The 23,997-nt window shown below is 49.7% G+C and carries 17 protein-coding genes and 1 tRNA gene; 9 read left to right on the top strand and 9 right to left on the bottom strand.

Annotated elements, in window-relative coordinates; genetic code table 11:
* Position 1: 1 nt before the first annotated feature.
* Both EJN92_RS08530 and EJN92_RS08525 read right to left on the bottom strand, forming a co-directional pair.
* Positions 2–2,716 (bottom strand): PAS domain-containing protein, encoded by a 2,715-nt coding sequence (locus tag EJN92_RS08530; RefSeq protein ID WP_126127421.1) that lies wholly within the window; start codon positions 2,714–2,716, stop codon positions 2–4.
* Positions 2,717–2,729: 13 nt separating this feature from the next.
* Positions 2,730–3,185: a thioredoxin family protein gene (locus EJN92_RS08525; protein ID WP_126127420.1), complete on the bottom strand. Its 456-nt coding sequence runs from the start codon at positions 3,183–3,185 to the stop codon at positions 2,730–2,732.
* 160 nt (positions 3,186–3,345) lie between these two features.
* On the opposite strand from EJN92_RS08525, the gene dinB reads away from it, so the two are divergent.
* Entirely contained in the window at positions 3,346–4,431 is a 1,086-nt protein-coding gene (dinB, locus tag EJN92_RS08520) for a DNA polymerase IV (protein ID WP_126127419.1), read from the top strand.
* Between the two features lie 186 nt (positions 4,432–4,617).
* On the opposite strand, the gene EJN92_RS08515 is transcribed toward dinB, so the two are convergent.
* On the bottom strand, positions 4,618–5,367 hold the full coding sequence (locus EJN92_RS08515) for a substrate-binding periplasmic protein (RefSeq protein WP_126127418.1): 750 nt from the start codon (positions 5,365–5,367) through the stop codon (positions 4,618–4,620).
* 85 nt (positions 5,368–5,452) lie between these two features.
* Positions 5,453–5,527: transfer RNA gene (locus tag EJN92_RS08510), tRNA-Arg, on the bottom strand.
* 310 nt (positions 5,528–5,837) lie between these two features.
* On the opposite strand from EJN92_RS08510, the gene EJN92_RS08505 reads away from it, so the two are divergent.
* Entirely contained in the window at positions 5,838–6,371 is a 534-nt protein-coding gene (locus EJN92_RS08505) for a c-type cytochrome (protein ID WP_126127417.1), read from the top strand.
* A 72-nt stretch (positions 6,372–6,443) separates the two neighbouring features.
* On the opposite strand, the gene EJN92_RS08500 is transcribed toward EJN92_RS08505, so the two are convergent.
* Positions 6,444–8,498, bottom strand: coding sequence for an NADPH-dependent 2,4-dienoyl-CoA reductase (locus EJN92_RS08500; protein WP_126127416.1), 2,055 nt, complete (start codon positions 8,496–8,498; stop codon positions 6,444–6,446).
* Positions 8,499–9,288: 790 nt separating this feature from the next.
* Between EJN92_RS08500 and EJN92_RS08495 the strand changes: the two genes are divergently transcribed.
* The gene (locus tag EJN92_RS08495; protein WP_227869767.1) at positions 9,289–12,081 is read left to right on the top strand and encodes a TonB-dependent receptor domain-containing protein; all 2,793 of its coding nucleotides are present in this window, start codon (positions 9,289–9,291) and stop codon (positions 12,079–12,081) included.
* Positions 12,082–12,363: 282 nt separating this feature from the next.
* Here EJN92_RS08495 and EJN92_RS08490 read toward each other — a convergent pair whose 3' ends face one another.
* Positions 12,364–12,582, bottom strand: coding sequence for a hypothetical protein (locus tag EJN92_RS08490; protein WP_126127415.1), 219 nt, complete (start codon positions 12,580–12,582; stop codon positions 12,364–12,366).
* Between the two features lie 638 nt (positions 12,583–13,220).
* On the opposite strand from EJN92_RS08490, the gene EJN92_RS08485 reads away from it, so the two are divergent.
* Positions 13,221–14,963 (top strand): methyl-accepting chemotaxis protein, encoded by a 1,743-nt coding sequence (locus EJN92_RS08485; RefSeq protein WP_194074974.1) that lies wholly within the window; start codon positions 13,221–13,223, stop codon positions 14,961–14,963.
* 191 nt (positions 14,964–15,154) lie between these two features.
* A complete protein-coding gene (locus tag EJN92_RS08480) occupies positions 15,155–15,499 on the top strand; it encodes an energy transducer TonB (protein WP_126127414.1) in 345 nt (114 codons plus the stop codon).
* 69 nt (positions 15,500–15,568) lie between these two features.
* Here EJN92_RS08480 and EJN92_RS08475 read toward each other — a convergent pair whose 3' ends face one another.
* The 3 genes from EJN92_RS08475 to EJN92_RS08470 all read right to left on the bottom strand — a co-directional run bounded on the left by EJN92_RS08475 (position 15,569) and on the right by EJN92_RS08470 (position 19,356).
* Positions 15,569–17,755, bottom strand: a complete 2,187-nt coding sequence (locus tag EJN92_RS08475; protein WP_227869766.1) for a M3 family metallopeptidase — start codon at positions 17,753–17,755, stop codon at positions 15,569–15,571.
* Between the two features lie 258 nt (positions 17,756–18,013).
* Positions 18,014–18,145: a hypothetical protein gene (locus tag EJN92_RS21995; RefSeq protein ID WP_265415601.1), complete on the bottom strand. Its 132-nt coding sequence runs from the start codon at positions 18,143–18,145 to the stop codon at positions 18,014–18,016.
* Positions 18,142–19,356, bottom strand: a complete 1,215-nt coding sequence (locus EJN92_RS08470) for an MFS transporter (RefSeq protein WP_126127413.1) — start codon at positions 19,354–19,356, stop codon at positions 18,142–18,144. Before EJN92_RS08470 ends, EJN92_RS21995 begins: the two co-directional genes overlap by 4 nt.
* A gap of 445 nt (positions 19,357–19,801) precedes the next feature.
* Here EJN92_RS08470 and EJN92_RS08465 point away from each other — a divergent pair, with 445 nt between their 5' ends.
* The 4 genes from EJN92_RS08465 to EJN92_RS08450 all read left to right on the top strand — a co-directional run bounded on the left by EJN92_RS08465 (position 19,802) and on the right by EJN92_RS08450 (position 23,957).
* Positions 19,802–21,346 carry a DNA-3-methyladenine glycosylase 2 gene (locus tag EJN92_RS08465; protein ID WP_227869765.1) on the top strand — a complete coding sequence of 515 codons (1,545 nt, stop codon included), beginning with the start codon at positions 19,802–19,804 and terminating at the stop codon, positions 21,344–21,346.
* Positions 21,347–21,348: 2 nt separating this feature from the next.
* Positions 21,349–21,834, top strand: a complete 486-nt coding sequence (locus EJN92_RS08460; protein ID WP_126127412.1) for a methylated-DNA--[protein]-cysteine S-methyltransferase — start codon at positions 21,349–21,351, stop codon at positions 21,832–21,834.
* Positions 21,835–22,012: 178 nt separating this feature from the next.
* Positions 22,013–22,573, top strand: coding sequence for a phasin family protein (locus tag EJN92_RS08455; RefSeq protein WP_126127411.1), 561 nt, complete (start codon positions 22,013–22,015; stop codon positions 22,571–22,573).
* A gap of 208 nt (positions 22,574–22,781) precedes the next feature.
* The gene (locus tag EJN92_RS08450; protein ID WP_126127410.1) at positions 22,782–23,957 is read left to right on the top strand and encodes an acetyl-CoA C-acetyltransferase; all 1,176 of its coding nucleotides are present in this window, start codon (positions 22,782–22,784) and stop codon (positions 23,955–23,957) included.
* Positions 23,958–23,997: the final 40 nt, after the last annotated feature.

The raw sequence follows: 23,997 nt of genomic DNA, 5'->3' as shown, positions 1-23,997 counted from the left end.
CCTATGGCTCGGCCGGGAATTGAAACCAGAAGGTGCTTCCCTCATCGACCGCAGTCACAAAACCCATGTGACCGTGCATTTTTTCTACCAGTGTTTTAGTGATCGATAAGCCCAGACCGGTGCCGCCTTGTTGCCGCGTATCGGTGCCATCGGCTTGGCTAAAGGGTTCAAAAATACGCGCCTGAAATGAGGCCGGTATGCCAGCACCAATATCCGTTACCTCGACCCGGTAGTACAGTTGTTCGTGTTCCAGACGCGGGTGTATCTGCAATCTGACGGCCTCACCTTTGGGCGAGAATTTAGCCGCGTTCGAGAGTAAATTGGCTAGCACTTGCATCAGGCGATCAGGGTCGGCCTTGATCCATGCATGATCCGGGTGATGGAATAAATGCAGGCGTACATTCAGGGCCAGCGCATAGCTGTGATTGGCCTCTATCGCTTGCTCTAGCAGCGGCACCAGATCGAGTCGCTCGGCTTTGAAGTTGCTTTTGCCGCTGGCCAGTTTTTCCATATCCAAGATGTCATTGACCAGACCGACCAGCCTGCGGCTGTTTTTATGGGCAATCTTGATCAAATTTTGCGCTTTCTCTGGCAGCACGCCGCCAACACCAGCTTCCAGCAAACCCAGAGAGCCGCGTATCGAGGTCAAAGGGGTGCGTAGTTCATGACTGACGACAGAAATAAATTCTGATTTAAGTTGGTTGATGCGATGTCTTTCGCTGATGTCCATCATGAACATCACCCATTCGCTATGCGAATTTTCCAGATAATTCAGGCCAACCAAGACCGGCAGCATAGTCCCGTCTAGATGCTTGAGCATGATCTCAAATGCAGGGGTCGTGCCGCTGCCTAGCAATTCAGAATACGCCTGTTGGAAAGTGGCGAGATCTGCTTCGGATAACAGCAAACTCCAGACGTTTGCATCACCCAGCAGGCTGGCACGCGGATAGCCACACAATTGCGTAAAGACGGTATTCACATCGATCAGACGTGCCTGCTCTACCCCTTGGGCTATCCCCACCAAGTTTGAATTCATCAGCCTTTGCAGTCTTTGTTCGCTATGCCGCAAAGCATCCAGCATGTTTTTTTGCTGCGTGATGTCTTCTATCATCCAGACTGCACCCCGTACATATTGCTGCGAGGGCAGCGCGCGGCCAGCGATGCGTGCCATGAAGGACTTGCCGTCTATGGCTTTGACTAACCATTCCAGTTCTACCGCTTCATCGGCGATCAGTTTGGGTACTACCAAAGCCGCAAAGGCGCGGTAATCGGCTTCATTCTGATACAGAAAGGTCGATTTCATCCCTATCATGGCCTTGGCATCGGGGAAATTACATAGCTCGGCCAGCGTCTTGTTGGCGCGGATGATAGTGCCGTCACTGACAAACATGATGCCGACCGGCGCGTTCGAAATCAGGATGTCTAGCTCGTTGGCCAGATGCTTATAGTTGGCCTGGCTGCTGCTGAGTAATTCTTGCTGATGGCGTACCGCTTGCTCGGCGTTTTTACGTTCAGTGATGTCGATATTGCTGCCTATCATGCGCACTGCGCGACCCTGCGCATCCCACTCGACCACGCTGCCTAAGGATAGAATCCAGCGCCATTGTCCGGATTTGGATTTTTGTCGAAATTCGGTTTTGAACTCGATTTTTCCGTGCGAAGAAAAATGTTCTTGGTAGGCGTTTCTGAGAGTGTCGATATCGTCGGGATGCACGCTTTCTTGCCAGAAAAATTGCCAGAATTTTTTTGCATCCGGAAAATCATCGGGCGAAAACCCCAGCATGCGCGCGTACTCAGCGCTGTAGGTGCCGCGCCCGGTCTGTACATTAAAATCAAACAAACCCTGGTTGGAGGCGCGCATGATTAGCTGCATTTGCTGATCGCTGTCCTGCAGTTTTTTCTGTATGCGTTTTTGCTCGGTGATATCGCTTAAAAAACCATGCCATAAAACACTGCCATCGGCCATAGCCTCGGGATGGGCGTCGCCCATGACCCAGCGCTCTTCTGAGCCGTGCATGATGCGATATTCCTGACGCCAGTTTTGCAAACTGCTGGCCGAGCTGCGTATGGCCTGGCGTAGCGGCTCAAGGTCCTCGGGGTGGATCAGCTGGAATAGCGCGGTGGCATCGTCCTTGATCTGCTCGGGCTTGAGTCCAAACAGCGTGCTGACGCCTACACTGGCATACGGAAAACAAAAATGACCATCGGCAAAACGCTGAAACTGATAGAAGAAACTGTGGGGCAAATGCTGAGAAAAATTTTTTAGCATCGCGTCACTCAGACTTAGCTTCAGATTCAGCTTAGCTTGTTGCTGATGTTCATTATTGATTTCAGCAATCAGACCCAGCATGCGGCTAGGGCGACCTTGGCTGTCGCGCGCCACGATACTGCCACGTGCGCGTACCCATTTCCAATTACCGTTCTTGCAAAGCAGGCGCTGCTCATGCTGATACAGGTTGGCGTGGCCGTCGATATGCGCGCGCAAATGCGCCATGGCTGGTTTGGCATCGTCAGGATGCAGACGGTTTATCCATTCATCCAGATGATGGCCAAACTGGTTGTCGCTATAGCCCAATAGCTGTTGATACTGGCTGGAGAAAATCACTTCTCCAGTGAGCAGGTTCCAATCCCATAGCGCTTCGGCGATGGCTGTCAGGAGGATACTCAGTGCCGCATCGGTGTTGCTGGCGGCTGAATGCTCAACTGCTGCGGACATGCTGAAGCTCCGGTTAGGGGTGCTGGCTCATTACTTGTTGGAAAAACTGGGCAATCCCGGCGTCGCCCATTCTACGGGCATTGGACAATTCGCCACCTTTGCTAGCATACAGCAGAGTATTGTCGGCGCGCAGTATCACCGCTGCCGGTATGCCCTTTTTGATAGGATTGCCGTATGCATTGGCGATAGACAGATTTTTATCGAATTGCCCGACGTCGATTTTTACCAGCACAAACTGAGACGCTATCAACGCGGCGTTCTCAGCCTTAAATGATTTATCTAGCTCCAGGCAGTCTTTGCACCAGTTGGCGCCAAAGATGATCAAGACCTTCTTTTTGCTGGCCTGCGCCTGCTTCAAGGCTAGATTCAGATCCGCCTGAGCGTCGGCAGTTTCGAGATAGGCCGGTGCCACGGTGGCGTAACTGCTGCTGCAGATCAAGATGAGGAGGGATGCAAAATTTTTTTTCATGAGCGCTGTGGTAGAGGTTTACAGTGATTTGTTAATCCCTAGATACTGAAGCATATCCGCGCATTTGTCATTCTGCACTTGGTAATTGGGGCATTCGCCTAAAAATAATACTGATTATGCATACAGTTTTTTGTGCTTTGCCTTAAAATAGACAGACTCAATTTTTGGTGTTGCCGTGAAGCCTGCCGTTCGTAAAATTATCCATTGTGATTGCGACTGTTTTTATGCAGCAGTCGAGATGCGCGACGATCCCAGCCTGCGCGGTCGGCCGCTGGCGGTTGGCGGTCGTGCCGAGCAACGCGGTGTGGTGGCTACTTGTAATTACGAGGCGCGCCGTTTCGGCGTGCATTCTGCTATGCCCACTTCACAAGCGCTGCGACGTTGCCCCGATCTGGTAGTGTTGCCGCCTAGTATGGAAAAATACAGAATTGCGTCGCGTCAGATTTTGTCTATCTACGCCGATTACACTGCACTAGTCGAACCCTTGTCCTTAGATGAAGCCTATCTGGATGTCAGCCATGCCAGCCAGCAGCAGGGTAGTGCCACCCTGATTGCGCAAGAGATACGCGCACGGATTGCCGCCACAGTCGGCATTACTGCCTCGGCCGGAGTGGCACCAAATAAGTTTTTAGCCAAAATCGCCAGTGACTGGAATAAGCCGGACGGACAATTCGTGATCTTGCCCAGTCAGGTAGAAGACTTCGTCGCCACGCTGCCGGTGGCGCGCTTGTTTGGCGTTGGCAAAGTCACCGCCGCCAAATTACACGGCCTGGGTATCCAGACTTGCCAGGATTTGCTGACATGGTCGTTGCCCGATTTACTGCGCCAGTTCGGCAAACTCGGCAATAGCCTGTACCTCTTGTGTCGCGGCATCGATCAACGCGAGGTGATCGCAAGTTCTGAGCGCAAGTCGGTCAGCGTAGAAGAAACCTACGCGGTCGATCTGGCCGATCTGGCGGCTTGCCAGGCTGAATTGCCAACCCTGTATGCCTCCTTGCAGGGTCGCATGCAGCGCGCGCAAGCCGAGCAATGCATACAAAAGCTCTACGTCAAAATCCGTTTCGCTGATTTTCACCAAACCACGGTGGAGTGTCGCGGCAGCACGCTAGACGCACAAGTATTCGCTGATTTGCTGGAAACTGGCTATCTGCGCGCCAGCCAGCCGGTGCGCCTAATCGGCCTGGGTACCAGGCTGGCGGATCAGCGCGAAGAGACGCAATTGAGCTTGTTCCCGGTGCTAGCCTGAAGCACAGCCCCGCAAGCTCCAGCATCTGCGCGTGGCCGCAGCCTAAGTCTGTATTTATAGATACTGGGGGTGGGTATTTTTTAATCGCGCAATGAACATGTGCGCAAGAGGGTAGATTTTATAAATTTTTAGGGGAGTATATGTATTTTTGCCTGAATTTTTAGCGCACGGGGCTGGGCTAAAGTCTCAACGCAGATATTTGTTCTTTAATTTTTCCATCTGTCCGGATTTTTGTACGGTCTCAAAGCCCTGTCTTAGTTTCGCCAACAGGCTAGGATCAGTTTTCATATTCATGGCGAAATAATAGCTGTGTGTATTGTCTAATAAGAGCACTGCTTCGAGTTCTTCTGGTTTGCGCTTGAGCGATTTGGCCAAAAACGCTGCGCTCCAGTCTTGGGAAACGATCACGTCTATGCGATTCAAGAACAGCTTTTTAATGTTCGATTCTACGGTAGGCGCAAAATCGATGTTGTTGTCGGCGATCTCGCTTTGTTTAATAAAGTCTTTGGTCGAAGCCATCTCCCTTACCAAGCCAACTTTGTATTTGGCGACATCCGATAAAGTCTTGATTTGTATATCCTTACGTTCACGCAGCTTATACACAAAAATCTGGCGTGGACTGATAGGGCCTATCCAATCAAACACCGGTTCTCGCTCCGGGGTGCGGGTGATTGAATAAATCAAGGTATTCGGTTGGGCCAATACGGTCTGATAGGCGCGCGCCCAAGGCAAGAGACTGATGCTGGTCGTGAGCTTGGCGGCCTGCGTGCTCGCCTGCAACAGTTCGGTGGCGTAGCCGGTAATCACACCCTCTTCTTCGTAATTGAGGGGGGGCAGGCTTTCGGTGACCGCATTGAAATCGGCCGCGCTGCCGCGCAGCACTGGGCAAATAAGCAATGCCAGACAAACGCTGGCGAAACGAAGGCGAAGATCCATGCAGCAATTTTACTCTTAGATTGCTGCAAGGCTATGACAGCAACAAGCTGCTGCGCAATTCGGCTGTAAATTAGAGGGGGGGACTTGGTGCGACCGACAGGAATCGAACCTGTATTGCGGGCTTCGGAGGCCCGTATCCTATCCGTTGGAAGACGGTCGCTTAGGTGTGCAAGTTTTGCAGAGCGCTATTGTAGCTGTTTAGAGGCAAGTTTGCATGCGGGAAAATGACTTATTCTGTCCAATGCCGCTTCATAGTCGGCTTAAAACACTCAGGTTTTTCGAGAAAATACCCATAAAGTGTCGTGAATCAGGCGAATTTTGCCCAATTGTGAGGCAAACCAGAGGCGCACTATCTGCTTTTTCATTCCAAACCTGCGCTTTTACCACTATAATCGAGGGCTGTATGCCTAGCTCCAGAAAATTGGAGTGACCAGCAACCCGCCCTATACTAATACTGCACCGAGGAAACCATGAGCGACGCACACGACCAACACGAATCACCGATCAAGACCCCTGGCCAATTAATCGTTGCCGTTTTGGCTGGATTGCTGGTGCCGATTATTATTATCGTTCTGTTGATTAAGTACGTGTCTAGTGGTGACGTGGTCGGTGCCGGATCGAATGCGCAGACGCCAGAATCTATTGTGGCAAGAATTAGCCCGGTAGCCAATGAAGGCTACACCTTCAAGGACGCGAGCGGCCCTAAAGTATTGCAGTCCGGTGAAGCCGTCTACAAAATGGTCTGCGCAGCTTGTCATGATAGCGGTGCCGCTGGTGCGCCTAAGTTTGCTGACGCTGCAGCCTGGGGGCCACGCATTGCTCAAGGCTACGATAAAGTATTGGCACATGCGATGACAGGTCTGAACGCGATGCCAGCTAAAGGCGGCAATCCTGATCTGGATGATGTTGAAGTCGCTAGAGCCGTAGTGCACCTGGCAAATGCGGGTGGTGCTAAGTTTAAAGAGCCAGAAGTGAAAGTAGCCGCTGCCGAAGCCGCCAAATAAATTCTCGCTGTAAATAAAAAAAGCCTGTCGATGACAGGCTTTTTTATTGCCGAAATTATGCGCTTAGTGTCACTAAAGTGAAGCGGCGAGCTCGGCACCTTCACGTATCGCTCGTTTAGCGTCCAGTTCTGAGGCCAAGGCGGCGCCACCAATTTTGTGAAAACGTGGGCCGCCCTTGCTAGTTTGCGTCTCTGCTGGCGCTGGCATTAGCTCGGTCAGCGATTCCTGACCCGCGCATAGGATCACATTATCCACTTCCAGTAAGCGGCTCTGACCATTGACTGTGATATGCAGACCTTGATCGTCGATGCGCTGATAATCGACACCAGCCAGCATCTCTACCCCATTTCTTTGCAAAGTAGCCCGGTGTACCCAGCCTGAGGTTTTACCTAGACCCGCACCAACTTTGCTTTCTTTTCTTTGCAGCAAGTAAATCTGGCGGAAAGCATGGGCTGGCGTTGGTGTCACCAAACCACCGTTTTCCTTGGCCTGAGTATCGACGCCCCATTCGGCCAACCAGTCTGATAGTGGTAGCGGCAAGGGCTTACTAGTATCGTGCAACAGATACTCAGCGACATCAAAACCTATGCCACCGGCACCTATGATCGCCACGCGCTTTCCAACCGGCTTCTTATGTTGCAAAACATCAAGATAGGACAAAACCATGGGATGCTCGGCGCCAATAATGCGCGGGGTACGTGGAACAATGCCAGTAGCGACGATAATTTCGTCGAAATTTTGCGTGAGTAATTCAGCGCGGCTAACTCTATGCCCTAACTGAACCCGAACACCGGTCACTTCTAGTCTACGTCTAAAGTAGCGCATGGTTTCGGCAAATTCCTCCTTACCTGGAACTTGCATTGCTATATTGAATTGCCCGCCTATTTTGTCGCTGCTATCAAACAGCGTGACATCATGGCCGCATTCTGCGGCGACCGTGGCGGCCGATAAACCGGCAGGCCCAGCCCCGATGACAGCGACTCTTTTGGCTTGGGCAGTTTTTAAAAAGCGCAGCTCGGTTTCAAACGCAGCGCGCGGGTTGACTAAACAAGAGGCACGCTTATTCGCAAAAGTGTGATCCAGACAAGCTTGATTGCAGGCAATACATGTGTTGATTTCGTCGCTACGGCCACTGGCGGCTTTATTGACGAACTCAGGATCGGCCAGAAAAGGGCGCGCCATCGACACCATATCGGCATCACCGTTGGCAATAATGGCCTCAGCCTGATCCGGCATATTGATACGATTCGAGGCGACTACAGGGATAGTAAGCACTTGCTTTAGTCGCCCAGCCACACTGGCGAAGGCGGCTCGTGGTACCGAGGTGACGATAGTCGGAACACGCGCTTCATGCCAGCCTATCCCAGTATTGAGTATCGTTACGCCAGCCCGCTCCAAGGCCTGCGCCACACTAACTACTTCGTCCCAGCTATTCCCACCTTCGACCAGATCGAGTATCGAATGACGGTACATGATGATGAAATTGCTACCCACGGCAGCACGCACACTACGCACGATCTCGACCGGCAGACGCATGCGGTTCTCTATAGAGCCGCCCCATTGATCCTGGCGAAAATTGGTGCGCGCACATAAAAATTGATTCAGCAGATAGCCTTCGCTACCCATAATCTCGACCCCGTCATAGCCAGCTTTTTGCGCTAGTCTGGCACAGCGTACATAGTCCTTGATGGTGCTTTGTATACCGGCTTCACTCAAAGCCTTGGGCTTAAACATCGATATGGGCGATTTTTTAGCCGAGGCCGACACCACAAAGGGTTGGTAGCCGTAACGACCCGAATGTAATATCTGCATCACGATCTTGCCGCCTTCCTCATGCACGGCAGTCGTCACCTTATTATGATTCCAGATATCGGCCAGACTATTCATGGTGCCGCCAAACGGCAATAGCCAACCGCGCCGATTCGGTGAAATCCCGCCAGTGACGATCAGACCAGCACCGCCGCGCGCCCTTTCCCTGAAATAGGCCGCTAATTTAGGGTAATTATAGAAGCGGTCTTCCAAGCCTGTATGCATGGAACCCATGATGGTACGGTTACGCAGTTGCGTAAAGCCCAAGTCGAGCGGAGCCAGAAGATGGGGATAAAGTTGGGGGGAAGTAAGTGCCATGAGCCTGCCTCTAGATAAAAGATGACGCCAGAATACACAAAGCAGGGATGCGGCTGTCGATTTCCAGCTAGGAGACAGGCTCTAAACCAAAAGCTGCATGCGTCAAACCTGCGAAATGAGCGCATTAGTCGCAAATTGGAGACAAAGCCGTGTCAAGGTCGAAATATATTTTTTTGCGTTAGCGCAAATTTTTCGCCGAAATTTTGCACCAAATGTGAGCGTTTTTCTTTGTTAATTAGAGAATTTTTACTTCCTTAAAGATACAGATTCGTTAGTAAATGGCAAGAATGAACGGCATTTCCAAAAACTCTGCCCTAATCTGCAAATTTCCACAAAGCCATACTCGGATAGTAAGAATAATATTTTGCCTGAGCTAATTTAAGGCGAATAAATGCAAAATCCGTATGTTATCAGTGCATTCCTTAAAGAATTTGCTGCAAAGCACAAGAAATGAGCATTAAAAAAGCCTCAAAAAAACAACAATTTTCTATTTGTTGTTTTTTTGCGAATTTGAAAAAAGTCCGTATTGACACTAACGTAGTCAAAATGGTTCCATGTGTTGTGGATACATTTTGACAGAATAATTTACATAAATTGGTTCAAAAAAACGAACTTGTTTACAAAAATTACAAAAAACACATTTGTTGCACTAGCGGCATAAGTATTTGGAAAAAGTATTCGTAAGAGGGATGTAGATTTTTGTGAAGAGAAACTTTATAAAAGTCGGCGTGCAATATTGCCCGCAAAGCAAAATTAATTAGTTCAAAATTCCAAGCGGAGATTGTTAATCATGGTTGAAAAAATGTTATCCCGATCAGTACGTCTGATGTTTGTCGGCGGTGTAGCAATGAGCGCAAGCTTGTTGGCACAACAGGCAGTGGCGCAAGAGGCATCGGTACAGAGAGTTGAAATTACCGGTTCTTCGGTAAAACGCGTTGACGGTGAAACAGCATTGTCGGTCCAAGTGATCAACAAAACTGAGATCGCACGGACTGGTGCAACGAGCACACAAGAATTGTTAAATTCTATCTCTTCCTTGTCCTCCTCAGGCGCAACGAATAATGCGACTGGTGCTGGCTCTTCAACTTATGGTGTCTCCTCGATTTCTTTGCGGGGCCTGGGTTCTGAGCGTACTCTGGTTCTGGTCAATGGCCGTAGACTTGCCGCATTTGCAGCAGGTGGTGGTGCCACAGTTAACGTCAACGTGATTCCTTTGGCCGCAATCGAACGGGTTGAAGTATTGAAAGACGGCGCTTCTGGTGTTTATGGTAGTGATGCTGTTGCCGGTGTGGTTAACTTTATTTTGTCTAAGAATTTCCAAGGTGTAGAAGCGACAGCTGGTTATGGCTCGCCTTCTACCAAAGGTGGCGGACAAAACAAAAAAGCATCGATTACCGCTGGTTTTGGTAATTTAGATACTGATCGTTTTAGCGTCGTCTTGTCTGCGTCGATGGAAAAAGAAGATGCGTTGTTTGCTAAGGATCGTGAATACGCGAAATCCGGTAACAATTCGCCTTACTATACTGCTGGTGCGACTGGCCAGGGAAATATTGAGGGTGCGGTTGTTCCAGGTGCTTATCCAACAAGTCCGGATCGCGTTCCCGGTTTTGGTAATTCGCCAGGTTCTGGATACGGAAATCCTTTGGCCGCGAGTAATACTTGCGAATCCATAAAAATGTTCAAAAACGCGACCAACACAAGCAAAGGCGCGCCTTACTGCGCATTTGATAGTAATGGCTTCGTCGGTTTGATACCTGATCGTGAATTGACCAATTTCACAGGTAACTTTGCTTTTAAAATAAATGCGAATCATGAGTTGTTTGCCGATGCTTTGTACTCTAAGAGCACAGTTACTCAAACATTCCAGGCTAGCCCGGTTCGTCGTAGCTTCTTAACTACGGATGCTGAATTTGCAAATCAAAAAGTCGATCCATTCTTGACTTTGTATCCAAGTAATCCAGCTTATCAAAATATAGCTGTGCCTTATTTGACTGCTCAAGGTTTCAATAGTTTGATCGGTAAACCTTTGGCGATTACTAGCCGTGTATTCGATTTTGGCGGCCGTCAAAGCAAGGACGTTGCAACTCAAAGCCGTATGGTAATCGGCGCTAAAGGTTCAGTGCTTGGTCAGGACTATGAAGTTGCCTTTGCTGCTAACCAAAGTAAAGTGGATGGCACTGTACCTGGTGGATATTTCTCACAAGTTGCTTACGCAAAAATTATCAATGACCCAGCAAATAACTGGAACCCTTGGGTAGCCGGTGGTGCGCAGACGGGTGCCTTGGCTGAAAAATTGAAGACTGCTCAATATACTGGTGATACTATTCACGGTACCTCTAAGAGTAGAGTTGCTGATGCTAAGTTGAGTGGTGATTTGCCTGAGCTTGCTGGCATCACGGCACAATATGCGGCCGGCTTGCAAACACGTCGTGAGTCTTATTTGACTAACCCTAGCCCAGCAATGACTGCGGGTGACGTTGCTGGTTTGGGCGGTGCGGTGCCTCCAATTGATCAAAGCCGGACTATTAATTCTGTATTTGGTGAATTGAGCGTTCCTTTCCTGAAAAACCTGGAAGGTGGCTTAGCCGTACGTAACGATCGTTATAATGACGTTGGCGCATCAACAAATTACAAGGCTAATGTACGTTGGCAGCCGACTAAACCATTGGTGTTGCGCGCTTCTGTCGGTACAGGTTTCCGTGCTCCTACTTTGACCGATCTGTGGACTCCTCAAACAACAGGATCAACTGCCCAATTTAACGATCCAGCCACTGGTCAGAGCCAGTTGCAAGTGACGGGTGTTAGTGGTGGTAACCCTAATTTGAAACCTGAGAAATCCAAGCAGAAATCAGTTGGTATGGTGTTGTCGCCATTTAATAACTTCACATTTGGCGTGGATTTGTTCGAAGTTCAGGTTAAGGACATTCTGGCGACTCCTTCTGCGCAAGAAGTTGTTTCTCGCTTCAGAGCTGGTGACCCTGCTTATAAGAACTTGGTCACTTTGAACGGTAACGATGTTGATACGGTTCAAACGACTTTAGCGAATACTGGCGATGCGATAGTTGCCGGTGCTGATGTCTTTGCAGTATGGCGTCTTAATAGCTCAGTCGGTAAGTTTGATTTTGCCTTAAACGGTACCTACATGAGCAAGTATGATCAAACTAGCCCAGGCGGAACTATTTCTCAGAAAGTCGGTACTTTGGTTGACGCCAACGGCGATCCTGTTTTGGGCGCAGATAGCGGCGGTATCGTATTGCGCTGGAAGCATGCTTTGAGTGGCACTTGGACTTATGGTGATTTTGCTACAACTCTGATTCAGAACTATTACAATGGTTACGAAACAGGTTTCAGACAAGTTGATGGCGAGCGTAACTTCGTCTCTGCGCAATCTTTGTACGATGCAAACGTAACTTACAAAGGCATCAAAGGCTTAACATTGGGTCTGGGCGTACGTAATTTGACAAACAAACAGCCACCAATATTTGTACCTGTAAGTAATCAGTTCCAATCTGGCTATGATATTACTCAATACGATCCACGCGGACGTTTCGTGTATGTCACAGTTGGATACCGCTTCATGTAATATTAAACTCCCACAATACCTGATCTAGGTAATGTGGGATGCATTAAAAAGCCCGGACATTTGTGATCGATAATCAATTTATCGTTCATGCATGTCCGGGCTTTTACGTTTTTACTTTGAATTGTTGAACTGAAAAGTAAATTTGCAGTTATAGATCCTATAACTGCATGTGCAGATAGAAATTTGCGTAAAAAAACTGATTAGATTTTTAAACAGATAATTTGATATTCCATTTGCCCGAAAAATCGATCTGATTCAATTTTTGCGGTGCACAGCAATCATTTATCTTCCTATCGTCAACGGGCCGTTACTACGTTTTGTGGCCTCTATTTCCTCTTTACTCATTTGACCCACATTACTGCTTCCTTTTTTCTGAGGAAGATTGCTACCAGTTATATAGACCTTTTCTTCTTGTGGCGTATTTTGACTCGTGACTAAAGGTTCCGCGCAGCCAAATAGAAGCGAGAAAATAGGCAAAAGAAAAAGTGATTTTGAAGTCATGAAAAATTCCTTTCATTTTTAAAAATAATTATTCTACATTACTGTCAGATACAAAAAGCACAAGTTATAAATATATTTTTTATTAACAATCTGAATGCGCCGCGAGTAACCTTGAAAGCTACCCCATTTCTTATTTTAGCAATTTATTGCTAGACAACAAAAATCATGGAGAATATTTTTTCGGGATAAAGCTCGCATCCTTTTTGGCCGTTGAACTTTAATAATTCAGTCCGCCATATCAAACATTGTTTGGTTTGATTTGTAGCAAAGAAAATTTGGGCTAATAGGGCAATTTTTTCCGATAGTTCTCTTCTTATTTTTAAGAAAAAACTGATGGATTCATAAAAATCGAGACGACTTTAAAATTTCTTATCAACGATGAATCGAGCTGCTTTTTGACTTCAAAAAATCTCTTGCCTTCAAAAAATAATAGAGTATATTCGACGCAAGTATGTTTTCTGGTTTGTCGGAAAACGTCAAAAAAATAATAATAAAAATGTAGAAAATCTACAAAAAAATTTCGATATGCTGTGTACGGCAAGCTGGGCACTGCAGGCTTGTTTAAATTAAGTAAATTCGAAGTTGATAGCGTTTCTGACTCACAATTCCCATCAATTTTAGATATCACTCAAAATATAATGAATTTCACAAAAATGAAGGTAGGGAAACGTTTGGGCTTAGGCTTTGCGTTGGTCTTGGTCTTGTTGACTGTGGTTACCTTGTTGGGTATTACGCGCATGGCGCAAATCCAGGACAGGCTGGAAAAGATCGTTGGTGTGAGTAACGTCGAGACCCGTTTGGTGATGGACATGCGCGCCATTGTTTTTGATCGCATGGTGTCTTTGCGCAATTTGACTTTATTAAATGATGCCGATGATATGGCACCGGATCTGGCGAAGATCAAAGAACAGTCTAAGAAGTATGCGGAAGCGGAAGAAAAGCTGGCGAAAATGTTCAGCACTGAGACTGCGACCACCGCTGAAGAGAAGGCTCTCTTGGCGAAAATTAAGGAACAAGAAACTGCCGCTGCGGCCTTGCCAGCTAAAGCGCAAGAATTAGGTCTGGCGAATAATCCTGAAGTAGCGACTGTCGCCTTGATCAAAAAAATCCGCCCTATCCAGAAAAAATGGCTCGATACCCTTGATGAGTTGGTGGCCGTCGAGGATAAGCTCAATGCTGAAATCGCTCAGGACGCCAAATCAGCCTTTGCCAGTGCCAGGGCCCTGATGTTGGTACTGGGTGCATTGGCTTTGCTGGCGGGGATTGCTGCTGCCGTGGTGATTACCCGTAGTATCTTGAAGCAGCTCGGCGGTGAGCCGGATTATGCCGCGCAAATCGCTAGCCAAATTGCGGCAGGCGACTTGGCCGCTGTGATTGAAACTAAGGCGGGTGATGAGACTAGCTTATTGGCTGAAATGAAAACCATGCGCGACAGTCTGGTGAATATTGTCGGTCAGGTGAGAGTCGGTACCGACACCATCGCTACCGCTTCCAGTGAAATTGCCAGCGGTAATCTGGATCTCTCGAATCGTACTGAGCAACAAGCAAGTTCGCTGGAGAAAACCACCTCTTCCATGCGTGAACTGACCACCACGGTTAAGCAAAATGCGGATAATGCCCGTGAGGCGAATCAGTTGGCAGCATCGGCTTCAGAAGTGGCGCGTCAAGGCGGCGTGGTGGTGACACAAGTGGTCGAAACCATGAGCTCGATTAATGAATCCTCCAAGAAAATTGTCGACATCATTAGTGTGATTGATGGGATCGCTTTTCAGACCAATATTTTGGCCTTGAATGCCGCGGTGGAAGCGGCGCGGGCTGGTGAACAGGGTCGTGGCTTTGCTGTGGTTGCCTCAGAGGTGAGAAACCTGGCGCAGCGTAGTGCCGCGGCCGCCAAAGAGATTAAGACCTTGATAGGGATCTCAGTAGAGAAGGTTGAGATTGGTACCAAGTTAGTTGGGCAGGCCGGCGTTACCATTGATGAAGTCGTCACTAGCGTCAAGCATGTGACCGATATTATTGCCGAGATCAGTGCCGCCAGCCAGGAACAAAGTTCCGACATCGAGGCGATTAACCGCTCGGTGATAGAAATGGACGGTATGACTCAGCAGAATGCGGCGTTGGTAGAAGAAGCAGCCGCAGCGGCTCAGAGTTTGCAAGATCAGGCCTCCGAATTGGCAAAAGTGGTCAGCATATTTAAACTCAACGCGGGCGAACAGCGTGGCCAGATCAAGGCAGCGGTAGCACCAGCTCGTCGCGCCGAAGTGACACGTCTGCCTGCAAAAACTAAGCCTAAAGTTGCTGCCTACAAGTCTTTACCAGCGACTAAAGCGGTACCGAAAAAAGCCGCTGCTGCCGGTGCTGACGAGTGGGAAGAGTTTTAAGGACTTACGCAAAACCGTCCCAGCGTTGTTGTATCCGCCTTGCCGTACTAAAGTACTGTCTGCGGCGGTACGCCTAGCTGGAACAGTTTTGAGTAAGTCCTTAAAGACTGGGGCAAAGCTGCCTCAGGATTGGCGCTGTTATCGTAAGTTGACGTAGAATTTTTAATTATTTAATAAAGTAGAGTGTATTTATGAAAACTCGTTTGTCTCTGATTGCTAGCGCTTGTTTATTGGCTGCCGCTTCGTCTTCATTTGCGGCAGAGGTCGCACCCGTGATGGATAGTAAGTCTTGCGATCCTCCAAAATATCCAAAAGCAGCGCTCATGAACGAAGAGACCGGTACGGTCGGCATGGGTTTCCTGGTTGGCACCGATGGCAAGGTAGTCGAATCCAAAGTCGAAAAATCGAGTGGTTCTAAGAGCTTGGACAAGGCGGCGCTGAGTGCTTTGAGCCAGTGTAAATTTAAGCCTGGTAGCAAAGACGGCAAAGCTGAACAACTGTGGTCTAAAGTTGATTTTGTCTGGAAGCTGGAATAAGTTTTATCTGCGTCAAATAAGAAAGGGAGCCTAGGCTCCCTTTTTGCATCTACGCTAGTTTCAGCGAAGCTATTTGCTCTCGGTCTTGAGTCCACGTCGCAACAGTAAGGGGGCGATTTGGGCATCGCGTCCGCGGAACTGGCGGAACGCTTCGATGGCATCGACGCTGCCGCCGCGCGAGAGTAATTGTTGACGGAACCAGTCGCCATTTTTACGGCTCAAGCCGCCGTTCTCCTTAAACCAGTCTACCGTATCTGCGTCTAGCACTTCACTCCACAGATAAGCGTAATAGCCGGCCGAATAGCCGCCGCCAAATATGTGCGAGAAATAGCTGCTACGGTAGCGTGGAGGTGCAGGAGCAAAGGCAACCCCAGCCTGCTTGAGTGCTAGCGCTTCAAATTCCAATACATCCGTAGGAATCTGGTTGGCTGTGAGCTGATGCCAGCGCTGGTCCAGCAAGGAAGCGGCCAGATATTCAGTGGTGGCAAAACCTTGATTGAATTTGCCAGTGGCAGCGATCTTGGCGAGTAACTCGGCCGGCATCGCTGCACCAGTCTGGTAGTGTTTGGCATAGTTTTGTAAAACCTCAGGCCAGGTTGCCCACATCTCATTGACCTGGGATGGATACTCGACGAAGTCTCTGGGCACATTAGTACCCGAGAAGCGTGGGTAACGGACATTCGAGAACATACCGTGTAGTGCATGGCCAAACTCATGGAAGGCAGTGCGTACTTCATCGTAACTGAGTAAGGTCGGCTGGCCAGCTGGTGGTTGTGGAATATTGAGATGATTGGCAATCACAGTTTGCGCTGCAAACAGACCCGATTGTGGCGTGTAGGCATTCATCCAGGCGCCGCCGCGCTTGCTCTGGCGCGCATACATGTCGGCGATGAACAAGGCCATGGATTTTCCATCGACGTCAAACACTTCAAACACCCTTACGCTAGGATGATAGACCGGTAAATCCTTGCGCTCTTTGAATGTGATGCCGTATAGCTTGGTGGCGGCAAAGAAAACGCCGTCGATTAGCACGTGATCGAGTTCAAAGTAAGGGCGCAATTGGGATTCGTCAAAGCTATATTTTTGCTTGCGAACTTGTTCGCTGTAATAGGCGCTGTCCCACGCCGCCAATTTGAAGCCGCCCTTTTTTGCATCGATCAGCTTTTGCATGTCGGCCGCTTCCTGGCGCGCATTGGCCACCGCTGCCGGGGCTAATTCACTGAGCATTTTATTCACTGCGCTGGTGGTTTTAGCGGTTTCATCTTCCAGCGTGTAGGCCGCATGGTTGGCGTAGCCCAACAAGGCGGCGCGTTCGGCGCGTAGCTTGACGATGCTCAGTATGGTGGCTTGGTTGTCGAACTCTCCGCCGTGGCTGGCGCGCTCGGTCGAGGCTTCATACAGGCGTTTGCGTAACTCGCGATCGGCGAGGCTGCTGAGGTAGGGCTGGCCAGTGGTGTTCATCAAGGCGATCAGGTATTTGCCTTCTAAGCCGCGCGCCTTGGCGGCATCGGCAGCGGCTTTAATCTCATCTTTGGATAAGCCCTTTAACTCCGCCTTGTTTTCCACGATCAAGGCCGACAGATTGGTTTCGTTCAAAATGTTTTGGCCAAAGCGGGTGGCCAGTGTTGCCAATTGGGCGTTCATGCTTTTCAGATTGATTTTGTCAGCGGCCGAGAGCTTGGCGCCGGACCGTATGAAGTCAGTGTAATAGCGCTCTAGCAGACGCCGCGATTCAGCATCCAGCGCCAGGTTAGCGCGGAATTCATACACCGCACTGAGGCGCTCAAACAGTTTTTCATTGAGATAAATGGTGTCGTTGTGCGCCGCCAGTTTGGGGGCTAAGTCGCGCGACAAGGCTTCCATGGTCGGATTGGTATTGGCAGAACTGAGATTAAAGAAATCACGAGAAACCCGCCCTAAGGTTTGCCCGGCGCTCTCCATCGCGAGCACGGTATTGTCAAAGCTCGGTTTGGCTGGATTGTCGGCGATCGTTCTGATTTCGGCGTTGTGCTGACGCATCGCCTCGGCAAACGCCGGTGCAAAATGGGCGTTTTGTATCTTGTCGAAAGGCGGGAATTGGTACTGCAAAGTGCTGACGCTGAGCAAGGGGTTGAGACCAGACACGTCAATTGGGGTAGCAGCTAGCTTAGTCTGGGCAGAATTTTTTTCTGCCGGCGTGCTTGGGGTCGTGTCTGCGGCTAGACTGGCTTGGATTGCCAGGCTAGAACACAGCAACATGAGCAAGGTTTTTGTCATGATCGCTTTCTAGGTTGGGTCGGGGCAGCGGGCTGCACCAGATATTTTTAGGGGGAACATTGCGTTTTAAAGGTACTAGCTATTTGCCAAGCGAGCTAAAAAACGCATACACAAAATCATAGCATTGGATCAGCTTGGTAGTGATCAGTTCAAAGAATAAACCGCCAAGCACCTCTGCCAGCGCGCATATTCCATGCGGGCTGCAGGCTAGGCAGGCTGGAAAGCCGCATGGGTACTGGGTCTAGGGCGCATCGATTTTCAGCACAAAATAAAACGATTGGCCAGATCGAGTACAAATGCTGGTTGCAGATAAGCCAGAAACGCCAGCGTCAGTATGGCTGCCAGCAAGGCGCTCAGCAACAACTTGGCGAGTAAGGGATGGCTCTTCATGCGGCTAGTGCGCTGGCGCGCTGTATCGGCTTTTCATTGATAGGTAAATTAATCAAAGTGGCAAAGAGGCCCAATGCCAGCGTGATCATCCAAACCATATTGTAATTACCGGTCTTGGTATAAATATAGCCGCCCAGCCAAACCCCGAGGAAGCTGCCTAGCTGGTGCGAGAAGAATACAAAGCCCGACAACATAGACAGATATTTCATCCCAAAAATACCGGCAATCACGCCATTGGTGAGCGGCACGGTCGAGAGCCACAATAAGCCCATTGCAGCGGCAAAAATATACACAGAATAGGGCGACAAGGGCGCCAGTAGGAACAAGCCTATAACCACGGTGCGGCTGATGTAGATGGACGAGAGCAAGTAGTGTTTAGGGAAGATGCCGCCTAGCTTGCCTGCGTAATACGAGCCGAAGATATTGAACAGGCCTATCAGCGCCAGTGCGTAGACCGCCACGTTGGGATCCATAATTCCTTTATCCTTCAGATAAGCGGGCATGTGCACCGCGATAAATACGACCTGGAATCCGCATACAAAATACCCTGCTAACAGCAGGCGGAAAGGGCCATGCGCGAAGGCTTCGCGGATCGCTTCCATGATGCTTTGCTGTGGCCCGTCGTGATGGATGATGGCGGGTTCACGCAGACGTAATGCCATCGGTATCATCACCACCAGTAGCAGCGCCGCTAGCAAGTAGAACGCATTTTGCCAGCCGCTATGGTTAATCAATTGCTGCTCGACCGGCATCATCACAAATTGCCCAAAAGAGCTGGCAGCAGACGACATGCCAAAGGCCCAGGAGCGTTTCGCTTCCGGTGCGGTGCGCCCTATGATGCCGCTGACCGCGCCAAACGCAGTACAGGCCAGCGCCGCCCCGATCAAAATACCGGAACCGGCAATGAACAGAGTGGGCTGGTCGATGAGCGACATCCATAGCAAACCGGCGGCATACAAAACCGCACCGATGATGATGACACGGGTGGTGCCGAATTTATCCACCGCCATACCGGCAAACGGGCCGAACACGCCCCACATCAAATTTTGTACTGCCAGTGCCAGCGAGTAGGTTTCGCGGGTCCAGCCATGTGCCTGCGAGATCGGTTGCATCCAGAAACCAAAACCATGCCGCACCCCCATCGCCAGAGTCAGAATAAAGCCAGTGGCGATCAGTACGGTTTTTAAATCAGGAGTAGAGGCTGTGCGCATGGGACTGTGTGTTAGTTGAGGTAAACGTAGCTAGCATCAAGCTTCACGCTTGAGCAAATCAGTGTAGCGCAATTTAAAACTGCATGTGGACTGGTCAACCCGACCTGCCAGAGCTGGAGGAAACCAGGCAGGCGGCTACAGGATAGCGGCACGCTGAAATGGAAAAATAACTAGGTAGCCCAAGGCGCATATTCCATGCGCCTTGCAGGCAAGGCTGGCTGGAAACCCGCATGGAATATGCGCCTTGGGCATGCCTAATTTTATTTTCAGACAGTTGCGCCAAAGCGGGGCACGGCGATGGTTGCTACGCGTAAGCTCAGATTGGAGGCCGGGCAATGTGCATCTTGAATGCTGATTTACTGTCCGAAAATGGCTAGATATCGATGGTGGATTGCCGTATAACGATCAATATCTTACAGAAAAACAGGCAATACCCGCATTCGATATGGCTAGTATACGCACACCACTACACTCCCAGTCCGACTTGCCGGACGCCCCATTCACCAGCATGCCTTGCGAGTCTGCGTCCAATTCTGCGCCGAATTTTAGTCAGCGGGATCAAGCCTATTACCGTGCGGTGCTGTCTAAGGACAGCCGTTTCGATGGTGTATTTTTTACTGGCGTTACCACCACCGGGATTTATTGCCGGCCAGTTTGTAGTGCCAAGAAACCGCGTGCTTCGTCCTGTGTCTTTTATAGTTCGGCGGCGGCGGCTGAGGCCGCTGGTTTTCGGCCTTGTCTGCGTTGTCGTCCTGAACTGGCACCGTATGCTTTACAACAAAATCTGGCCTTCGGGGTCTGGCAAAAAATTGTTGCCGGTGCCTTAAACGAGGGCAGCATAGAACAATTGTCGGAACAGGTCGGTTTATCCTCACGCCAGTTACGGCGGGTCTTACTGCAGGAGTTTGGCGTCACGCCAGTTGAGTTAGCGCAAACCCAGCGCCTGCTATTTGCCAAGAAGCTGCTGCAGGAAACCCGCTTGCCAATGGCGGAACTGGCTTACGCCGCTGGCTTTGGCAGTCTCAGACGCTTTAATGCCTTGTTTGAACAACGCTATCAAATGACACCGAGTTCAATCCGGCGCGCCAGCAGGGACGAGAGTGAAGGCCTGGTACTGCGTCTGGCATATCGTCCGCCATATGCCTGGGATGCCTTGCTGGCTTATTTAAAAGGGCGCGCCATGCCGGGGCTGGAGGCGGTTTTGGAGAGTGGGGCGTATGTACGTAGCGTGCAAATGAACGGCAAGAGCGGCTGGATCCAGGTCAGCCATTTGCCTGAAAGCGGACAATTGGCCTTGCAGGTTGCTCCTGGTCTGTCATCGGTGTTGATGCCCTTGTTGGCGAAAGTGCGCACGCAGTTTGATCTGGAAGCCAATCCCAGTGTGATTCAATCGCATTTAGAGAGCGATGCGTTGATGGCGGCGCAGATGGCGCGCAATCCCGGCTTGCGCGTGCCTGGCGCTTTCGATAGTTTTGAGCTGGCGATACGTGCAGTACTGGGGCAACAGGTCAGCGTGGCGGGTGCCACCACCGTGTCAGGACGACTGGTGCAAAGATTTGGTGAAAAAATTGAAACGCCATTTGCCAGTGTCAGCCATCATTTTCCTAGTCCTGCCTTACTGGCACAATTGCCGCTTGAAGAGATCGCCAGTATAGGTGTGCCAAAGACACGCGCCGCGACGATACAAAACCTTGCGCGTTTCACCCTGGAAGGTGGCTTGCAAGCACCGCTGCAATCGAGTCAGGAACAGATGGTCGTGCATCTTAAAACTGTCGTTGGCATCGGTGAGTGGACCGCGCAATACATCGCTTTGCGAGCTTTGCGTTACCCGGACGCTTTTCCCGGCGGCGATCTGGGTTTGCAAAAAGCGGCTGCGATCGCGCCGGAAACCAGGTTGACTGAGAAACAGTTGTTGGCACGCGCACAGGCTTGGTCGCCTTGGCGTTCGTATGCCGCTTTATTGTTGTGGCAATCTTTGTCTGAGGAATAAACATGCTTGAGTATCTCTATTATCAAAGTCCGCTCGGCCCTCTGTTACTCGCGGCGAGCGAGCGTGGCTTGGCAGGTGTGTATTTTGCAGAGCACCGTCATTTCAAGGGTATGGCCGGTTGGCGACGTAATGATGAGCATGCTGTGTTGCAACAAACTGCTGCACAGTTAGGCAGCTACTTCAAAGGGCAAAGACAAGAGTTTGATTTGCCGCTGGATTTGTCGCAGGGCACGCAATTTCAACAAGCGGTATGGCAAGCTTTGCGTAAACTTACTTACGGCAGCACGGCAAGTTATGCCGATATCGCAGCTCAGATCGGCAAGCCAGCTGCTGTGCGTGCAGTGGGCGCTGCGAATGGGCGGAATCCAATTTCGATTATTGTGCCCTGCCATAGAGTGATTGCCAGTTCAGGTGCACTCACAGGATATGCTGGTGGTTTGCCCAATAAAGTGGCATTGCTAAGTCTGGAGAAAAGCATAAATACTTAAATAATTTACATTATTGTTTTAAGATAAGATGCAATAAATATATTTGGTGCAGCGCACAAAAAGTGCTTGACTCGATTAAATTAAGGCGTAGAATAGAATTTGTTGCAGTGCGTTATTCAAGTAAATTTTTGAACATCACTGCCATTTATGTTTATTTTTTACTACACCGGAGAAGACCATGTACACAACACCAGAACAATTTATTGCCGCTACTAAAGCTAGTTTGGAAACACAATTCGCTGCTTTGACTTCATTGAACAAAAAAGCATTCGAAGGTTTGGAACAATTCGTTTCCCTGAACGTGAATGCCGCTAAAGCTTCTTTCGAAGAAAGCTCAGCCGCTGCTAAACAATTAGCTGGCGTAAAAGACGCACAAGAATTCATCTCTTTGACTACTGCACAAGCTAAACCAACTGCTGAAAAAGCATTGGCATACGGTCGCCACTTAGCTAGCATCACTACTGCAACTCAGCAAGAATTCACTAAAGCAGTTGAAGCGCATATCGCTGAAACTAACGCTAAAGTATCTTCCCTGATCGACGAAGTAACAAAAAATGCGCCAGCTGGTTCCGAGCAAGCTGTTACTGCATTGAAAACAGTGGTTGGTAACATCAACGCAGGTTACGAGCAACTGTCTAAGACAACTAAGCAAGCCGTACAAACTTTGGAAGAAAACCTGGCGAATGCAACTCAGCAATTCACTCAGGCAGCAGACAAAGTGACAGCAAAGAAAAAATAAGTTGAAACCGTATTTTTGGTTTTAATGCTTTAAAAAAGCTCCCGTTTTTGCGGGAGCTTTTTTTTGTCCAAAATTCTTCATGCCGCATTCTCTTCAGCAGCTTTTCAAAACTTTCATGTGAAAAGGGCATGTAGATTGCAGTAAACTGTTTTTTGCAGTTTCCCCACTAGGCTCGTCTGCTACGGGCATTTTTTCTTAGGAGTATCACATGCAAGATGTCGTCATCGTTGCTGCGGGCCGTACCGCAGTCGGCAAATTTGGTGGTTCTTTGGCAAAAATAGCCGCCTCTGATCTCGGTGCGCATGTCATCAAAGCGCTGTTGGCGAAGACCGGTTTAAGTGGCGATTTGATTAATGAAGTGATTCTGGGACAAGTTTTGACTGCCGGCGTAGGCCAAAACCCTGCACGCCAAGCGGTGATGCGCGCGGGTCTTCCGCATATTGTGCCAGCGTTTACCCTGAATAAAGTATGCGGTAGCGGTCTAAAGGCAACACATCTGGCGGCGCAAGCGATCAAAGCGGGCGACGCCGACATTATCATCGCCGGAGGCCAGGAAAATATGAGCGCTTCACCCCATGTGCTGAATAATTCACGCGATGGTTTCCGCATGGGCGACGCTAAGCTGGTCGATACCATGATCGTCGATGGTTTGTGGGATGTGTATAACCAGTACCACATGGGGATCACTGCCGAAAACGTGGCTAAAAAATTTGGCATCAGCCGCGAAGAGCAGGACCTTTTCGCGCTAGCCTCGCAAAACAAGGCTGAAGCAGCGCAAAAAGCCGGCAAGTTCAAGGATGAAATCATTCCTTTCGATCTCGTCAGTAAAAAAGGCACGACGGTATTTGATAGTGATGAATTTATCAAGCATGGCGCAACTCTGGAATCATTATCGAGCTTGCGACCAGCTTTCGATAAAGCCGGTACCGTGACCGCCGGCAACGCTTCCGGTCTGAACGACGGTGCTGCTGCCGTGATCATGATGTCCGCCAAGAAAGCCGAAGAACTCGGTCTGCCGGTGCTGGCACGTATCAAGGCTTACTCTTCGGCCGGTATTGATCCGACGATTATGGGTATGGGGCCGGTACCTGCCGCTCAGTTGTGCCTGAAAAAAGCGGGCTGGACGCATCAGGATCTTGATCTGATGGAGATCAACGAAGCGTTTGCCGCCCAGGCGATAGGGGTCAACCGTGAAATGGGCTGGGATACCAGCAAGATCAATGTCAACGGCGGTGCCATCGCTATTGGTCATCCTATTGGTGCATCAGGTGCACGTATTTTGGTCAGTTTGATCCATGAAATGATACGCCGCGATGCCAAGCGCGGTCTGGCTAGTCTGTGTATCGGCGGCGGCATGGGGGTAGCGCTGGCGATAGAACGTTAAGCGCGATTGTTGACGGTATAAAAAAACCCGCGAAAATCGC

Source organism: Undibacterium parvum (assembly GCF_003955735.1).
GTDB classification, from domain to species: Bacteria; Pseudomonadota; Gammaproteobacteria; order Burkholderiales; family Burkholderiaceae_D; genus Undibacterium; species Undibacterium parvum.
This window is presented reverse-complemented; position numbering and strand designations above follow the sequence as displayed.

Coding starts and splice junctions, on each gene's coding strand:
- EJN92_RS08525 (WP_126127420.1), bottom strand. CDS start 3,185: ATGAAAAAAAATTTTGCATCCCTCCTCATCTTGATCTGCAGCAGCAGT.
- EJN92_RS08530 (WP_126127421.1), bottom strand. CDS start 2,716: ATGTCCGCAGCAGTTGAGCATTCAGCCGCCAGCAACACCGATGCGGCA.
- EJN92_RS08465 (WP_227869765.1), top strand. CDS start 19,802: ATGGCTAGTATACGCACACCACTACACTCCCAGTCCGACTTGCCGGAC.
- EJN92_RS08500 (WP_126127416.1), bottom strand. CDS start 8,498: ATGGCACTTACTTCCCCCCAACTTTATCCCCATCTTCTGGCTCCGCTC.
- EJN92_RS08485 (WP_194074974.1), top strand. CDS start 13,221: ATGAATTTCACAAAAATGAAGGTAGGGAAACGTTTGGGCTTAGGCTTT.
- EJN92_RS08505 (WP_126127417.1), top strand. CDS start 5,838: ATGAGCGACGCACACGACCAACACGAATCACCGATCAAGACCCCTGGC.
- EJN92_RS08490 (WP_126127415.1), bottom strand. CDS start 12,582: ATGACTTCAAAATCACTTTTTCTTTTGCCTATTTTCTCGCTTCTATTT.
- EJN92_RS08515 (WP_126127418.1), bottom strand. CDS start 5,367: ATGGATCTTCGCCTTCGTTTCGCCAGCGTTTGTCTGGCATTGCTTATT.
- EJN92_RS08475 (WP_227869766.1), bottom strand. CDS start 17,755: ATGACAAAAACCTTGCTCATGTTGCTGTGTTCTAGCCTGGCAATCCAA.
- EJN92_RS08460 (WP_126127412.1), top strand. CDS start 21,349: ATGCTTGAGTATCTCTATTATCAAAGTCCGCTCGGCCCTCTGTTACTC.
- EJN92_RS08480 (WP_126127414.1), top strand. CDS start 15,155: ATGAAAACTCGTTTGTCTCTGATTGCTAGCGCTTGTTTATTGGCTGCC.
- EJN92_RS08495 (WP_227869767.1), top strand. CDS start 9,289: ATGGTTGAAAAAATGTTATCCCGATCAGTACGTCTGATGTTTGTCGGC.
- EJN92_RS21995 (WP_265415601.1), bottom strand. CDS start 18,145: ATGAAGAGCCATCCCTTACTCGCCAAGTTGTTGCTGAGCGCCTTGCTG.
- EJN92_RS08470 (WP_126127413.1), bottom strand. CDS start 19,356: ATGCGCACAGCCTCTACTCCTGATTTAAAAACCGTACTGATCGCCACT.
- EJN92_RS08450 (WP_126127410.1), top strand. CDS start 22,782: ATGCAAGATGTCGTCATCGTTGCTGCGGGCCGTACCGCAGTCGGCAAA.
- EJN92_RS08455 (WP_126127411.1), top strand. CDS start 22,013: ATGTACACAACACCAGAACAATTTATTGCCGCTACTAAAGCTAGTTTG.